General features: G+C 44.8%; 11 protein-coding genes. 10 read left to right on the forward strand and 1 reads right to left on the reverse strand.

Annotated elements, in window-relative coordinates:
- Positions 1-258 precede the first annotated feature (258 nt).
- Complete coding sequence (locus FLA_RS09590) at positions 259-1,554, forward strand: hypothetical protein (RefSeq protein WP_076380262.1); 1,296 nt, start codon at positions 259-261, stop codon at positions 1,552-1,554.
- Positions 1,555-1,614: 60 nt separating this feature from the next.
- Positions 1,615-2,304 (forward strand): hypothetical protein, encoded by a 690-nt coding sequence (locus FLA_RS09595; protein WP_076380263.1) that lies wholly within the window; start codon positions 1,615-1,617, stop codon positions 2,302-2,304.
- A gap of 80 nt (positions 2,305-2,384) precedes the next feature.
- On the opposite strand, the gene FLA_RS09600 is transcribed toward FLA_RS09595, so the two are convergent.
- A complete protein-coding gene (locus FLA_RS09600; RefSeq protein WP_076380264.1) occupies positions 2,385-3,371 on the reverse strand; it encodes an aldo/keto reductase in 987 nt (328 codons plus the stop codon).
- Positions 3,372-3,549: 178 nt separating this feature from the next.
- Here FLA_RS09600 and FLA_RS09605 point away from each other — a divergent pair, with 178 nt between their 5' ends.
- From FLA_RS09605 to FLA_RS09640, 8 genes are all read left to right on the forward strand, one after another.
- A complete protein-coding gene (locus FLA_RS09605; RefSeq protein WP_076380265.1) occupies positions 3,550-4,446 on the forward strand; it encodes a helix-turn-helix domain-containing protein in 897 nt (298 codons plus the stop codon).
- Between the two features lie 259 nt (positions 4,447-4,705).
- Positions 4,706-9,382 carry a DUF3320 domain-containing protein gene (locus tag FLA_RS09610; protein ID WP_197705879.1) on the forward strand — a complete coding sequence of 1,559 codons (4,677 nt, stop codon included), beginning with the start codon at positions 4,706-4,708 and terminating at the stop codon, positions 9,380-9,382.
- Between the two features lie 178 nt (positions 9,383-9,560).
- Entirely contained in the window at positions 9,561-9,980 is a 420-nt protein-coding gene (locus FLA_RS09615) for a hypothetical protein (protein ID WP_076380266.1), read from the forward strand.
- Between the two features lie 173 nt (positions 9,981-10,153).
- Positions 10,154-11,236, forward strand: a complete 1,083-nt coding sequence (locus FLA_RS09620) for an efflux RND transporter periplasmic adaptor subunit (RefSeq protein ID WP_076380267.1) — start codon at positions 10,154-10,156, stop codon at positions 11,234-11,236.
- A gap of 24 nt (positions 11,237-11,260) precedes the next feature.
- The gene (locus FLA_RS09625) at positions 11,261-14,452 is read left to right on the forward strand and encodes an efflux RND transporter permease subunit (RefSeq protein WP_076380268.1); all 3,192 of its coding nucleotides are present in this window, start codon (positions 11,261-11,263) and stop codon (positions 14,450-14,452) included.
- Complete coding sequence (locus FLA_RS09630) at positions 14,436-15,884, forward strand: TolC family protein (RefSeq protein ID WP_231940414.1); 1,449 nt, start codon at positions 14,436-14,438, stop codon at positions 15,882-15,884. Before FLA_RS09625 ends, FLA_RS09630 begins: the two co-directional genes overlap by 17 nt.
- 152 nt (positions 15,885-16,036) lie before the next feature.
- Complete coding sequence (locus FLA_RS09635) at positions 16,037-16,444, forward strand: hypothetical protein (RefSeq protein ID WP_076380270.1); 408 nt, start codon at positions 16,037-16,039, stop codon at positions 16,442-16,444.
- A gap of 21 nt (positions 16,445-16,465) precedes the next feature.
- The gene (locus FLA_RS09640) at positions 16,466-17,311 is read left to right on the forward strand and encodes a VOC family protein (RefSeq protein ID WP_231940415.1); all 846 of its coding nucleotides are present in this window, start codon (positions 16,466-16,468) and stop codon (positions 17,309-17,311) included.
- The last annotated feature ends 128 nt before the right edge of the window (positions 17,312-17,439 follow it).

Here is a 17,439-nt window from a genome sequence, read left to right on the forward strand (position 1 = left end):
AAAGAAAGAATCTACTACATGATGATGTACGTGTATATGCTTTGAGAAGGCAAATGTAGGGATTTTTTTAAATACGAATATTTCCCGCATAAAAATTGATCACCGGGCAGGTTTAATTGCCGTTACTGCCAATAATAAACCTTTGACCCCTTACAGCGTGGGCGGCTATAAGTAATTATTTATATTGGATAGTGTAACTAATAGGCAGATTATACGTTTTATGGGGCGATAATCTCCTCCTTTTACCAAAATATATACATGAACCGCATTGTATTTGTAGCAGCACTACTGATTGCTTTTGTTTACGGGAAAGCCCAAACGACACGCTTTGTAACCACGGATATTGACAATTTCTGGACAGCTTATGATAAAATAACCTCCACCAGTGATAGCGCACAGCAATACGCTTATTTAAAAACCTTGTACCTTGATAAAGCAACACCGGGTTTGCAGGGCCTGGTGGAGGTGCGGCATTATACAGAGAAAGATTTTATAGAGGTAATACATCGTTCACCCCGGTTCTGGACTTCCTTACGGAACAATACTTTTCGCGTAAAAGATCATCTGGCAGAAATGGACTCTTCTATTGTGAAGCTGAAAAAGGCCTATCCTGCGTTAACTGCTTCCGATGTTTATTTTGCTATCGGTGCTTTTAGAACCCCTGGTACCAACCAGGGCAACAAAGTACTGATAGGTTGCGAGTTTTCCACTGCTGATGCTTCGGTAGTAACAGATGAGTTGCCGGTAGGGTTACAAAACTTTTATAAACAATACCATCCTTTACGGGACATTGGTTTACTATGTACACATGAATATGTACATACCCAGCAAAAAGAGGGAGCAGATGATTTGCTGCACCAATCGTTGCGTGAGGGTGTGGCAGAGTTTTTATCATGCCTGGTAACAGGGAAGACTTCCAGTATACCTTCCTTTCATTTCGGCGCACAGCATGAAGCGGAGGTACGGGATTCGTTTATACTGGATGTGTTTGTACCATCCCATATGTACAACTGGATATGGGGAGAGAATAAAAATTCATTCAAGGAGAGAGAGTTGGGTTATTATGTAGGATACCGTATTTGCGAAAACTATTATAAGAAGGCTAAAAATAAGCAACAGGCTGTGGCCGATCTAATGGAGTTGGATTATGCAAATGAAAAGACCGTAGCTCGTATCATAGATGCATCGGGCTTTTTTACGCAGCCTTTAGCGGTGATTACAGGCAATTACGACAAAGTGCGTCCGCTTGTTAAGGCAATTGCACCTTTTGCCAACGGCAGTAAACAGGTGGCTCCGGGCTTAACAACTATTACGCTGCATTTCTCTATACCCATGAATACGAATGTCCGCGGCTTTGATTTCGGACCTTTGGGAGAAGGTCATGTGCTGAGGGTGAAAAAAGTAATTGGTTTTTCGGAAGATAGAAAAGCCTTTACATTTGAAGCTGAGCTTAAACCCGGAATGCATTATCAATTAGTGGCTACCAGTCGTTTTATGTCAACAACAGGACTATCATTGAAGCCATTTTTAATTGATATCAGTACCAAACCGTAATTGTTATATTTGTTGGATAGCATATTGTAATAACCCTTTTTTTTAATACAACCCTTCACCATGAAAAGGACTTTTTTGCTTCTGAGCGTTTTGTTATCCGTTTGTTGTTACGGGCAGTTTGCGGTAGTATCTGATAAAGATGGTTATGTGAATATAAGAGCAGGGGCTTCTACAAAAGAGCGTGTTATTGATACGCTTAGTAATGGCCACGTTATCTTTTGTTATGATTTTGATGAAGTAGGTAGCTGGAAGTCTATAGCTTACGTCAAGGCGGGTTTGGAAGAGTCGAATGAGGGAACTATTTATAAAGACAGGTATGTATTTGTATCTTCTTTTAAAAAGATTCCGGTTGTTGTTAAAGGAACCAGTACAGTAAAATGGAAAAAGGATAGCATAGAAGTGGCGATAGTGAGCAGGCCTTTTGACGAAAGCAAACACACCTACAAGCGCAATAAGAATTTTATTGAATTGATTGATAACAAGAAGGCGTGGGGAACAGATGGTGGAATACCAAGAGAGGAGTATGTATCTATTATTGTTAAAATGGGAAGTAAAACCTTTGCATTGCCCCGGACAACTTTTAGCGATTTATATGAACCTGGCTTTGAATTTACAGAGGTGAATTTTGATAAAACGAGTAATACATTATATATACAGGCAAATAATGGTGATGGCGCTGGTGGATATAGTGTAATATGGAGAATTGTAAATGGATTTTATAAGGACAGGTTTGTTTTAATAGGCATTTAAAAAATGCTGGTTATAAAAAAAGGAACAAGCGTTTAATAGCACTTGTTCCTTTTTTATGTCTATAGTAATTGCCCTGTGTATTATTTACCTACCATTTTCTGCATGCTTTCCGGATACCTGGCGCCTTGCACATCTATTTGAGCGGCGGCAGCTGCTATACTGCTTAAATCTGCTGCGTTCAATTCAATGGACAATGCCCCAATGTTCTCCTGCAAACGGTGCAGTTTGGTGGTGCCGGGGATGGGTGCTATCCAAGGTTTCTGTGCCAGCAACCAGGCTAATGCAATTTGTGCGGGAGTGGCATTCTTTTCTGCGGCAATGCTTTGCAACAGTGTGATAAAGGCCAGGTTGGCTTTCCGGTTTTCTTCTGCAAAGCGGGGAAGGGCGTTCCGAAAATCGTTTTTATCAAACTGGGTGTTTTCGGTAATAGCGCCTGTTAAAAAGCCGCGACCCAAGGGGCTAAAGGGCACAAAGCCAATACCCAGTTCTTCCAATGTTGGCAGTATTTCCTGTTCAGGTTCGCGCCACCATAAACTGTATTCACTTTGTAAAGCGGCTACAGGTTGCACAGCGTGTGCTTTGCGTATGGTAGAAGCGTTGGCTTCTGACATGCCCCAATGTTTAATTTTGCCTTCTTGTATTAGCTTGCTAATGGTGCCGGCTACCTCTTCAATAGGCACGTTCGGATCAACGCGGTGCTGATAAAACAGGTCGATATAATCGGTTTGCAGTCTTTTCAGGGAAGCTTCTACCACCGCCCGTATGTTTTGCGGGGTGCTGTCTACGCCTAATGGGGGCTGGCCCTGTTTAAAGCCGAATTTAGTGGCAATCACCACTTTGTCGCGAAAGGGAGCCAGCGCTTCGCCCAACAGTTCTTCATTGACATAGGGGCCGTAGGCTTCTGCAGTGTCAAAAAAGGTGATGCCTGCTTCATAGGCTGCCCGTAATAATGTAATCGCTTCCTGTTTAGTTGCTGCCGGGCCATAACCAGTACTTAAACCCATGCAACCCAATCCTAATGCACTTACTGCTAATCCGCTTTTGCCCAGTGTACGTTGTTGTAGCATTTGATAACTATTTTATGAAACGTGAATATGGTTTGTTGAACAGGGCAAAGGTCTGAACAGAATCAGCAGGTGTTGCTATACAGGTTACTGCTTTTGCTACCAAAATTACTGATAAGGCGTGTAGGATGGTGATGGCCCTGGCGGAATATTTACCTTTGGGGTAATAACAGGATGTGCTATGGAAGAGATTGTAAAAATGGACAGTGTATCGCAATACAACCAGTTACGGGGAGTGGAAACATTACATCCATTAGTGTCGGTGATGGATTTGTCAACAGCGAAGCCTATGCCTGAGAAAACCTTCAATATGGGATTATATATTATATACCTGAAGGAGCTGAAATGTGGAGAGTTACGGTATGGCCGTAGTCATTACGACTACCAGGAAGGCACCCTGGTGTTTGTAGCGCCGGGGCAGGTAATGAGTGTGCAAAGGAAAACGGAAGTAACTGCTTTAAAGGGCTGGGCGCTTTTGTTTCACCCTGATTTTATAAAAGGTACCTCATTAGGCAGGCAAATGGCGCAGTATTCCTTCTTTTCGTATGATGTAAACGAAGCTTTGCACTTGTCGGACAAAGAACAGCAGATGGTGCTGGACTGTTTTACTAAAATTCGGTACGAATTGCAGCATGCCATTGACAAGCATAGCAAAATGCTGATTGCTTCTAATATAGAATTGTTTTTAAACTATTGTATCCGCTTTTACGACCGCCAGTTTATTACCCGCGACAATGCCAACAAAGGGGTAGTAGAGAAATTTGAATCGCTGCTGAACGGCTACTTTGCTTCGGATAAGCCTATGCAGGCGGGATTGCCTTCTGTGGCGCAGTGTGCGGAAGAACTGCATTTGAGCGCTAATTATTTTGGAGATCTTATTAAAAAGGAAACTGGGAAATCGCCCCAGGAGTATATACAAAACAAGGTGATTGATGTGGCCAAAGAACGCATTTTTGATATAGAAAAATCGGTAAGCCAGGTGGCTTATGAGCTGGGTTTTAAATATCCCAATCATTTTACCCGTTTGTTTAAACAAAAAGTGGGGGTGTCGCCTAATGAGTACCGGGCCTTAAATTAAGGCACAGCGTATTGTATAAAATTTAGCCCGGTGGCATGCTTGTAATTTCACTTTTTTCTTCTTATTATTGAATAACATAAGATAGCGGCTGGCCTGTTCCTCTTCCCCTGGCAAAGCCTGCTATGCTTTACTAACTGCCTGAGTATGATGCGATAGTATAATTGGCATGTAAAATGTTATTATTTACCTGTTACATACTATAAAGCGCCCTAAAGGAGTTATTAAACGTAGCCTTTTCCTAAACACAACTTATTACTGAATGAAGGATCACTTGAGCAACCTTATCCATGCCCGCCTGGAATCGTCCCGCAAAGAATTATTAGACCTGGGTTTACGCAACCCGTTATTAAACTACAAAGCGTCTAAAGCCAGGGGCCTGCAAATGGTGCAGGAGAAATCTGCTGCCGTATTTGATATACTGGTAAAGCAGGGTAAAGGCATGACTTTTACCGGCCGTTCGGGTAAAGATGAATCCAGTGAAGTAGCAGAGTTGCCGGCTTTATCGGAAGAAGCGCAGCAGGAAGCTTTTTACGATACCCGGCTGCAGACCAATGAGGTGGAAGGCAAGCTGCAAACCAAGTTACTGAACACTTATTATGCCGCCCGTACCAGCATTGAAGAGCAAGGTGTGAATATATTATATATGGCGTTGGGCATGCTTAACTGGTACGAAGAAGGCAATGGGGAAAATGTAAGAAAAGCTCCGATAGTGCTTATTCCTGTTGCCCTCGACAGGTCAAGTGCACAGGAGCGTTTTAAGCTGCGGTATACTTCCAGTGAAATAGGCGCGAATCTATCCTTGCAAGCGAAAATGCTGGCCGATTTTCATATCACCATTCCCGATATACAGGAGTTGGAAGACTTTGCCATAGAAGCCTATTTTGAAGAGATTGAACAACGTATTAAACGCAACCCGGGATGGAGCGTTGAGCGGGATAATATACAGCTGGGCTTTTTCTCGTTTGGTAAGTTTATGTTGTATCACGATCTGGACATAGAGAAATGGCCGGAAGCGGAAAAACCTTATGATCATACCATTATACAAGCCATCTTTCACGAAGGGTTTACCGATGCGCCGCCTACCACTACCGAAGCGGACAATCTGGATGAAGATGCCCGTGCTGATGCACTTTTGTATGTAATAGATTCTGATAGCTCGCAGGCGCTGGCTATGCTGGCGGTAGATGAAGGCCGCAACCTGGTGATACAGGGTCCTCCGGGTACTGGTAAATCGCAAACCATTACCAATATTATAGCCAATGCATTGGGCAAAGGCAAGAAGGTGTTGTTTGTGGCAGAAAAAATGGCGGCTTTGGATGTGGTAAAACGCCGGTTAGATAATATACAATTAGGCGTGGCATGTCTGGAGCTGCATAGTCACAAAGCGAATAAGAAAGAACTACACGAAGAGTTACGGCGTGTGCTGGATCTGGGACGCCCCACCTTAGCCCACCTGGAAAAAGAAATATCCTTACTGGCAGGTTATAAGGAAGAATTGAACGATTATAGTAAGGCCGTGAATAAAACGATAGCGCAAAGCGGATTATCGCCACATCAGATTATTGGCTTGTTGCTGCAGGCCAATCAGCGGCTTGCTGGCGTAGCATTGCCAGTGATTCCTATACCAGACATTGCTGCCTGGGATGCGTATAAAATGCATTATGCTGAAGCGGCTGCCGATAAAATACGGGCCAAGGTAAAAGACACCGGTACACCTGCCCGCATGTTGTTTCAGGGCAGCGGGTTAAGGGTGTTGCTAAAGCATGAAGAGGAGAAAATGCCGCCGGTGCTGCATCATGTCATAACAGTGATTACTGAACTGCAACACAGAGCTGCGGCTTTGTCGCAGCATTTGAACTTACAGGCGCCTTTGCAAAAACAGGCTGTGTATACTTTGCTGGATATAGCACAGCTGGCGTTGCGTAACCCGGGTTTACAGGGTGTGGATATAACCAGTCCGTTATGGTTGCAACAGGCAGATGCTATTGAAGAGTTGCTGGAGCAGGGAAAGATATATGCGCAGATACAGGCAGAATATAAAACAGTTTTATTACCGGAAGCATGGGATTTGCCCGTGCTGGAGATAAGACAAAACCTGGTAGCCTATGGTAATGTATGGTACCGCTTTTTAATAGGCAGGTATAAACAAAGTGTAAGGCAACTGGCCTCTGTAACAGCAGTGGGTTTACCTAAAGAGGTGGCCGGCAAGCTGGCTTATGTAGATGCCATATTAGGCGCTAAAAGAGCCGAAACGGTGATTAATGCCAATGAGGAGTTAGGGGCTGCTTTGTTTGGCATCCGGTGGCAAAAAAACAGATCGAACTGGGAGGTGTTGCAAACAGTGTTTCGTTATGTAAAAGAAGTGCACCAGCAAATTGCTGCGGGTAAATGTCCGGCTTCGTTACTGGAATACCTGGCTAAAGCCACTGATACCAAAGAGCTGGAAGCTTTCACCGCTGCACTTACCGGAGCTTTTGCCACTTACGAGCCTGCTATAAACCAGGCATTACAACAATTGGGTTTTACCCATGATTACACCATAGAGGGCGTGCCTTTTGGTAATGCTTATTTTACTGCACAACAGGAAAAGTTGCATGCCTGGGCCAACAACCTGCCCGAAATTCATAAAGCTATCGGGTGGAATAACCTGGTTGATGCGGTGCATAAGGAAGGCTTTGACGGGTTGGTACAAACCGCTACTCATTGGGATCATGCACAGGAATATCTTACCGTGTTATTGCAAAAGATATGGTATGAACACCTGATACAGCAAGCCTTTGAAAGCCTGGGGGCATTGCGGAAATTTGAAAGGGCTACACACGAAGAGATCGTGCAGAAGTTTCAGCAGCTGGATGTACTGAGCCTGCAATATAACCGCGCCCGCGTGGCTTTAAAGCACTGGGAAAATGTGCCAAGAGCAGAAGCAGGCGGACAGGTGAATGTGCTGAAAACAGAGTTTAATAAACGTGCAAGACATATGCCTGTGCGCAGGCTGATGCAGGAAGCGGGTATGGCTATACAGGCCATAAAACCTGTGTTTATGATGAGCCCTATGTCTATTGCCAACTTTTTAGCGCCAGGTAGCCTGGAGTTTGACCTGGTAATATTTGATGAAGCCAGCCAGGTGCGTCCTGTTGAAGCGCTAGGAGCTATCATTCGGGGCAAGCAGCTGGTTGTAGTGGGCGATTCCAGGCAGTTGCCACCCACCAGCTTCTTCGATACCATGAATAAAGAGGTGGATGAAGAAGAGAACATGACTGCCGATGTGCAAAGCATTTTAGGCATGTGCGATGGGCAGGGTGCGCCGCATCTTATGTTGCGCTGGCATTACAGAAGCAGGCACGAATCGCTCATCAGTTTATCCAACCATGAGTTTTATGAAAACAAACTGGTGATATTTCCTAGTCCGGGTTCGCAACACCAGATGGGATTGGTGTTTCATCATTTGCCCGATGCTGTTTACGACAGGGGTAAAAGCCGTACCAACCAGCAGGAAGCCGAAACGGTAGCGGCGGCTGTAATAGCCCATGCCCAAAAACATCCTAAACAAACTTTAGGAGTAGTTGCTTTCAGCACTTCGCAAATGCAGGCCATTCAACTGGCATTGGAAATACAAAGAAGAAAGCATCCGGAAACCGAAGCTTTCTTTAAAAATCATAGCCACGAACCCTTTTTTGTAAAGAACCTGGAAAACGTGCAAGGCGATGAACGAGATGTGATATTCATTAGCATAGGCTACGGTAAAACAGAGGAAGGTAAAGTGCCTATGAATTTTGGTCCTTTGAATAATGAAGGGGGCGAAAGGCGTTTAAACGTATTAATCACCAGGGCCAAACAACGTTGCGAGGTGTTCACCAATATTACGGCGGCAGATGTGAACAGCGACAGGCCTGGCATCAAGGCCCTGAAAAACTTCCTGTTCTTTGCGCAATATGGCAAGCTGGATATGGGGGATGAACGCCGTAAAACAGAAGCGGCTCCTTTTGAAGATGTAGTGGCTGCCGGGCTGGAAGCGGCAGGGTATACTGTGAGGAAGCAGGTGGGAAGTGCCGGGTTTTACCTGGATATGGCGGTAGTGGATGCGGAACATCCTGGCCGTTATGTGCTGGGCATTCAGTGTGATGGTGCTACTTATGCTGCTGCTAAATCGGCCCGTGACCGTGATCGCTTACGCGAGCAGGTGCTGAAAGGAATGGGCTGGCAGATATGCCAGGTGTGGAGTACAGATTGGTATCGTAACCCCGACAGGGAATTGCAGCGTTTGATAGCAATCATAGAAGCTGCCAAAGTGCAGCTAAGCCTGGACGATAGCATAGAGGAAGAAATGCAGGAATCGAAGGGCGGGCTGATAAGAGAAGAAGTGGTGATGCAGGAAGTGTTGCAACCATCTTACCAGTTTGCGGTGTTATCGGCCGCAGAAATCAGCGGCCAGGAAATGCACCTGCATCCGGTGAGCAAGTTATCAGGCTGGGTGGAAGAAGTGGTAAAGGTAGAAAGCCCGGTGCATTTTGAAGAAGCGGCTAAACGCGTGCTAACGGCAGCAGGTGTGGGCAAGCTGGGGGGACGCATCCGGGAATCGTTGCAGCAGGCTATACAGCATGCGGTACAAAACGGCCGTATTATCGTGAAAGAAGATTTTCTCTGGCATCATACCATGGATACACCTATAGTGCGGGAGCGTAGCCACCTGCCGGCTACTTCTAAAAAGATACAATATGTGGCCCCGGAAGAAATTAGCCTGGCCATTAAACAGGTGGTGGAAAGCTCTATAGCCATTTCGCCGGATGCTGCGGTGCCATTTGTAGCCCGTATGCTTGGTTTTTCCCGTACCACGGAAGAAACCCGGAAAGAGATATTAAAGGTGATTGATATAAGTGTAGATAAACGGATTATTCAAAAAGAAGGCGAGGTGTTAACCGCTCAAACTGGCCGATAAAAACAGGTGCTTGTCCGTTTTGTACATCCAAAACTGCGACAAGCACGTATTTTTAAGGTTTAAATCTGTGTTTTGGACAATTTTAAGGTGCTTTTCTCCTGTGGGTAACTGTATTTTAGATATTTAACAATTCACAATTTGAACTACTTAAAGAACTTCACCCTATTTTTGACCTCAGATGACTAGGTGGTTACTCCGAATTATACTATCTATAAGTTTTCTCCTGTTTAAGGGGAACGGTCAGCTGCACGCCCATTCTTACCATGCCGGTCTGGCACAATCGCCCCATAAAATACTGTTGGAATTAGTAGCCAGTCATGTAGATGACTGCCACGAGGTTCAGGTATTCAGTTTTAATGATGCGGCATCCGGTAAAAACAGTGTGTATGATAAAGAGGATGCTACGGAAGTAGAAGATGATGATGAGTCTATCTCTTTCAGAAAGTATTCCGAAATCTCCAACTTCACAGTAAGTTTTATATTCACCCAGGTTCCTGGGAACTTCGTTTGTATCCATAACAACCGCTTACCATTCTGTAAGCATTTTTCCTATTCTTCTTCCAGCAAGTACATCGTACACCGCAGCATTCGCGTGTGATAATCAGTGTGGCTTTTTATGCGGGCTAATTATCTGTGCCCATACCTCTCTATGCCATTTAACGATGTATTGCTTGCCGTCATAGCTTTTCGCTATAGAGGTTAGCATTTGCTATGCAATAGTTTTCACAAACACATTATCAAAATAGTCCTAACTAATAACCCAGAAACAATATGAAGAGAATCCTTCTGTTCGTGAGTTTGTATGTGGTAGTATACCATACAAGTTGCAAACCAAAAGAAAAAGAAAAAGAAGAAGCTACTAAATTCCTGGTAACATCGCCCATTACAATGGACACCACTGTTACCAAAGATTATGTAGCACAAATTCGTTCTATCCGTAGCATTGAACTGAGAACCCAGGAAAAGGGTTACCTCCAGAATATTTATGTAGATGAAGGGCAGTTTGTAAAGAAAGGACAGCTGCTGTTTAAGATCATGCCCCTGTTGTACGAAGCAGAAATGCAGAAGTCACAGGCCGAAGTAAATGCTGCTGAAATTGAAGTAGCCAACACACAGCCACTGGCAGATAAGAACATTGTATCTAAAAATGAACTGGCTATGGCTAAAGCTAAGCTGGGCAAGGCTAAAGCAGAGCTGGAATTATCAAAAGCACACCTGGCCTTTACAGAAATCAGGGCGCCTTTTGATGGTTTGATAGATCGTTTACACATGAAGCTGGGTAGCCTGGTAGAAGAAGGTGAATTACTGACCAGCTTAAGCGATAACAGCCAGATGTGGGTGTATTTCAACGTGTCTGAGCAGGAGTACCTGAACTACCAGCAAATGGTAAAAGCGCAGGGAAAACTGAAAGTGAAACTGCGTATGGCCAACAACGAAATGTTTGAGCATCCGGGTATTGTAGAAACCATTGAAGCCGATTTTAACAACGAAACCGGCAACATTGCATTCAGGGCTACATTCCCTAACCCTAAAGGGTTGCTGCGTAATGGCGAAACTGGTGCTATAAGGGTAACTGACCCGCTGAAAGGCGCTATGCTTATTCCACAAAAAGCCACTTTTGAAGTACTGGAAAAGAAATATGTGTACGTGATTGATAAAGACAACAAGGTGCAATCCAGAGAAATCAAAATTGGAGCAGAGTTGCCACATATTTTCATCATTCAGGAAGGCCTTTCTACAGGCGATAAAATCCTGCTGGAAGGTTTGCGTCAGGTAAAAGAAAATGAAAAGATAGAATACAAGTTTGAGAAGCCAGAAGAAGTGTTATCGCACCTGGAATTATATGCTGAATAATCGTATCACCAAAAGACAGAAATTATGTTTTCTAAATTTATACATAGGCCTGTATTTGCGATAGTGATTTCGATTGTTATTGTATTTATGGGTACCCTGGCAATCCTCAAATTGCCAACCTCCCAGTTTCCCGATATTGCGCCTACTACGGTCAATATCTTTATTGCCTATCCCGGCGCCAGTGCCGATGTACTGGTGCAATCCACACTCATTACCCTGGAAAACGCCATCAATGGTGTGCAGGACATGCGTTACATGGCCACAGATGCCACCAGTGCGGGTGAAGCCACATTAAGAATCATTTTTGAGCCGGGCACCGACCCCAACCAGGCGGTGATACGGGTGAAGACCCGGGTAGACCAGGTAATGCCGCTGTTACCTGAACTGGTACAGCGCGAAGGGGTGGTAATCACCCCCATACAGCCCAGTATGTTGATGTATGTGAACCTGTATGCGAAGGATAAGAACATGGATGAAAAATTCCTGTACAACTATGCCAACGTAAAAATGCTCCCTGAAATTAACCGTATCAAGGGTGTAGCACGTTCACAGATATTAGGTAGCCGTACCTATGCCATGCGTATATGGCTGAACCCGGATCGTATGCGTGCATACAATGTTTCTGTAGATGATGTAATGAAAGCGCTGGGCGAACAAAGTATTGTAGGCCGTCCCGGACGTATAGGTCAAAGCTCTGGTATTAAAGCGCAGTCACTCGAATACGTATTAACCTATAAAGGACGTTTCAGTGAACCGGAGCAATACGAAAATGTGATTGTACGCGCCAACGCCAACGGTGAGCGCATTCGTTTAAAAGATATTGGTAAAGCAGAGTTAGGTAGTGAATTCTTTGATATTTATTCTAACCTCGATGGGCATCCATCCGCTTCTATCGTATTAAAGCAGAACTATGGCAGTAACGCCAACGAGGTAATTGAAAGTGTGAAAAAGAAGCTGGAGGAAATGAAGGAAACCTTCCCTCCGGGCCTGGATTACAAAATCAGCTATGACGTATCTAAATTCCTGGACGCTTCTATTGAGCAGGTAATTGATACGCTGCGTGATGCGTTTATCCTGGTGGCTATTGTGGTATTCATCTTCCTGGGCGACTGGCGCTCTACGTTGATCCCGATTCTGGCGGTACCTGTATCGCTGGTAGGTGCCTTCTTCGTTATCCAGTTTTTTGGTATTACCATTAACCTGGTTACTTTGTTTGCGTTGGTACTGGCTATTGGTATTGTGGTCGATGACGCCATTGTGGTGGTGGAAGCGGTGCATGCGAAGTTTGAAGAGCATCCGCATATTTCACCTTACAGAGCAGTGAAGATGGTGCTGGGTGAAATCAGTGGTGCTATCATCGCTATTACCGCGGTGATGGTGTCGGTATTCATTCCTATTTCGTTCATGTCCGGACCTGTAGGTACATTCTACCGTCAGTTCTCTATCACCATGGCCAGCTCTATCGTAATCTCGGCTATCATCGCCCTTACGCTTACGCCGGTATTATGTGCCATGCTGTTGAAAAACCATCATGGTCATCCGAAAAAGAAAAATTTATTTACCCGTGCACTAGATAGCTTCAACCGTGGCTTTGATAAAATGACCGGCGGTTATGTAAGCATATTAAAAAGGATTGTTAACAGAAGATGGGTTACGTTCATCGTGTTGATAGCTTTCTGTGCCGGGACTTATTTTGTGAATAAATCACTGCCTTCCGGCTTTATTCCTATTGAAGACCAGGGTACTATTTACGCCATTATTCAAACGCCTCCGGGTTCCACACTGGAAACCACCAACGAGGTATCGCGCAGATTACAGAAGATTTGTGAAGAGGTTGACGGCGTAGAATCTGTATCGTCACTGGCAGGTTATGAGATTATGACAGAAGGCCGCGGTTCCAACGCCGGTACCTGTTTAATTAACCTGAAATCATGGGGTGAAAGAAAACACAAGGTTACCGAGATCATGAAGGAGCTGGAAGAGAAATCCAAAGATCTGGGTGCCAAAATTGAATTCTTTGAACCGCCAGCTATTCCGGGCTTTGGTGCTTCCGGTGGTTTCTCTATGCGTTTGCTGGATAAAAACACCACTACCGATTACCAGGATTTTGACAAGGTGCAAAAAGCGTTTATGGAAGAACTGGCCAAGCATAAAGAACTAACAGGTTTGTTCAGCTTCTTTGCGGCCAACTATCCTCAGTACGAGCTGGAAGTGGATAACGATCTGGCTATGCAGAAAGGGGTGTCAATAGGCAAGGCCATGGAAAACCTGGACATCATGATCGGTAGTACTTACGAGCAGGGCTTTATCAAGTTCAACCGTTTCTTCAAAGTATATGTTCAGTCCGATCCGCAGTTCAGAAGATTGCCTTCCGACATCCTTAATTTATATGTAAAGAACGATCAGGGTGAAATGGTGCCATACTCTGCGTTTATGAAACTGAGGAAAACCCAGGGCCCCAATGAGATTACCCGCTATAACATGTACAACTCTGCGGCTATCCAGGGTTTACCTGCCGAAGGTTATACTACCGCCGACGCCATTGCAGCGGTGAAAGAAGTGGCTAAAAAACTGCCTAAAGGGTATGATATTGCCTGGGAAGGTTTATCGTTCGATGAAGCGAACAAGGGTAACGAAGCCATTTACATCTTCGCGATTGTATTGATATTCGTATACTTTGTACTGGCTGCACAATATGAAAGCTTTATCATTCCGCTGGCGGTGATCATCTCCTTACCGGTAGGTATTTTCGGTACTTTCTTCTTCCTGAAAATGATGGGCCTGGAAAACAACATCTATGCTCAGGTAGGTTTGATCATGCTGGTGGGGCTGTTAGGTAAAAACGCCGTATTGATTGTGGAGTTTGCGGTGCAGAAACGTTCAGAAGGTCTTACCATTACCGAGGCAGCCATAGAAGGCGCTAAAGTGCGTTTCCGTCCTATCTTAATGACCTCATTCGCCTTTATCGCAGGTTTGATACCATTGGTAATTGCCAAAGGTGCAGGTGCCATCGGTAACCGCACACTGGGTGGCGCTGCGTTAGGTGGTATGCTGTTCGGTACTGTGTTCGGCGTAATTATAGTGCCTGGTTTGTACTACATTTTCGGTTCACTGGCCAACGGTCGCAAGCTGATTAAGTTTGAAGAAGAGACTTCACTGTCCGAAGGATTCGTGCATCAGATAGATGATTTTTCACACAATGAAGAAGGAGAATAACATGGTAAAAAAATTGAAATATAGCAGCCTGGCAATTGCTTCGGCAGCACTCAGTATCACTGCATGTAAGCTGCCCGCTGTTGTGGAGAAAACTGAAAACAATAATCTTCCTGCGAGTTATGGCAACTCGCAGGATACACTTAGCGCTGCCAAGATTAAGTGGAAAGAATACTTTACAGATCCTTACTTAAATGCCCTGATTGATACAGCGCTGGTAAACAACCAGGAGCTGAACATTACCTTACAGGAAATTGAAATGAGCCGCAACGAGGTACGTGCCCGCAAAGGGGAGTATTTACCTTTTGTAGGTGTGAGAGCAGGGGTAGGGGCAGAGAAGGCAGCCAAATACACGCTACAGGGTGCATTGGAAGAGAAAGTGCCTATTGTAGACGATAAAGAAAACCCGAAACCGGTAGGTGATTTCCTGCTGGGGGTGTATGCCAATTGGGAAATAGATATCTGGAACAAGTTGCATAATGCCACCAAGGCTTCTTACAATCATTTCCTGGCCAGTATGGAAGGCCGGAACTTTGTAATCACTAACCTGATTGCAGAGGTGGCCAATTCTTATTATGAATTACTGGCGTTGGACAACCAGCTGGATATTGTAAATAAGAATATCGAAATTTTAACCAGCGCGCTGGAAATTGTAAAGATGCAGAAAGAAGCCACCCGCGTTACAGAGCTGGCGGTGAAAAAGTTTGAGGCTGAAGTGCTGAAAACGAAGAGCATGCAGTATGATATTAAACAGCAGGTTACGGAAACGGAGAATAAGATCAACTTTCTGTTAGGTCGCTATCCACAGCCTATTGCACGTAACGACCAGTCGTTCAATAGCCTGGTTCCACCCGCTATTCATGCAGGTATGCCGGCACAACTGTTGGCCAACCGTCCGGATATCAGGCAGGCCGAGCTGGAAATTACAGCTGCCAAGCTGGACATTAAAGTAGCCAAAGCGCAGTTTTATCCTTCTTTGGGTATATCGGCCGCTTTCGGTTACCAGGCATTTAACCCCTCTTATTTCTTACATACCCCGGAGAGTATTTTATATTCCCTGGCTGGCGATTTAATGGCGCCACTGGTAAACAGGAACGCCATTAAAGCCACTTATATGAATGCCAGTGCCAAACAGATACAGGCAGTGTATAATTACCAGAAAACGGTGATTAACGCGTATGTAGAAGTAGCCAATCAGTTGTCTAAAATAGGCAACCTGGAAAAAAGCTACGATCTGAAATCGCAGCAGGTAGATGCATTAACGCAATCCATTGACATTTCAAATGCCCTGTTTAAATCGGCGCGTGCAGATTATATGGAAGTGTTGATGACCCAACGCGATGCGCTGGAGTCGAAGTTTGAACTGGTAGAAACCAAAAAGCAGCAAATGAATGCGATGGTAAATGTGTACCGTGCATTAGGCGGCGGCTGGTAATATATTCAGGCTTTTAACTATTGTGTGATGTGTATGAATAAGGGCCGGCTTTTGCCGGCCCTTTTACGTCTCAAATACCCGGTTTTATGTCTTTTTTGCACCCGGTCACCTGCCGGTGAGTGGTGTAAGTTTACACTACAAAAACCGTAACAGTGAAAACAACCACATTAACCGAGGATATGCTGGTGCATTGCGTTACTGCCAGTTCGTTTCCCGAAGGCGTAAGGCAGGCGCATGAAACGTTGCATGCCCTGGTGCCTAACGTGGACAGGCGCAATTATTTTGGCCTGTCGCGGCGCGATGAAAAGGGCATTATTCTCTACAAAGCGGGCGTTACCGCTTTGGATAAAGGCGAGCTGGACCGGTTTCAGCTGGAAACCATTTGTTTGGCGAAAGGAGATTACCTGTATATAGATGTACCGGATTTTATGAAAAACCGGCCTGGTATAGGGCAGGCATTTGAACAGCTGATAGCGGATGAGAGAATGGCGGCGGACGGTTTTTGCATTGAATGGTATTTAAGCCTGGGGCTTTGCCGTTGTATGGTAAGGATGAAATAAGTAACGATTAAAATTTCCATTATGATAAATAATTCCATGTACCCTTGCTTTATTCTGAAAGGAAAGGCAGAAGAAGCCGCTGATTTTTACATCAGCACTTTTGGCCATGCTGCTGTGGCGCAGCGTATGCCTTTTGTAGTGCAGATAACCGTGCACGGACAAAAAATGATGTTATTGAATGATGGGCCCGACACACAGCCCACACCTGCTATCTCTTTTATGGTGCTGAGTGACACTGCAGAGGAAACCGAAAAATACTATCAGGCACTGGCTGAAGGGGGGAAGGTGATGATGGAGCTGGGCACTTATCCCTGGAGTGATAAATACGGCTGGGTGGCTGATAAATATGGCATTTCGTGGCAGCTGTATACCGGCACTAAAACCGAACAGGAGCAAAGGATATCTCCTACACTAATGTTCACAGGTGATAATGCCGGTAAGGCATCAGAAGCGATTCATTATTACACGACCGTGTTTCCTCATTCCAGCATACAGGGCATTCTGAAATATGCAGAAGGGGAGGGAGATAGCACAGACAATGTGAAACATGCGCAGTTTTCGCTGAATGGCTATTGGGTGATGGCTATGGATAGTTCGTATAATCATGGTTTTGGCTTTACCGATGCGGTTTCGCTGGTGGTGGAGTGCGCTACCCAGGAGGAAATTGACCAATACTGGAATACCTTAACTGCCGATGGTGGTAAAGAGGTGGCCTGTGGCTGGTTAGTAGATAAATATGGCCTTCGCTGGCAGATAATACCGGATAATATAGGGAAGCTGTTCAATGACCCGGAAAAAGGGCCGCGGGCAGTGGAAAAGATGCTGAAAATGAAGAAACTGATCAAAGCAGAATTGGAAAACGCATAAAATAATATTTTCTGTCAATAAATGGCCCGTTGTACAATGCGTATCAACGGGCCATTGTATGTTAATCAGATTTATTTTGGATATATATGACCGCCGGATATCTTTGCGGCGTAACCCTTTATTGATAA

This window comes from Filimonas lacunae (assembly GCF_002355595.1).
In the GTDB taxonomy this organism is placed as follows: Bacteria; Bacteroidota; Bacteroidia; order Chitinophagales; family Chitinophagaceae; genus Filimonas; species Filimonas lacunae.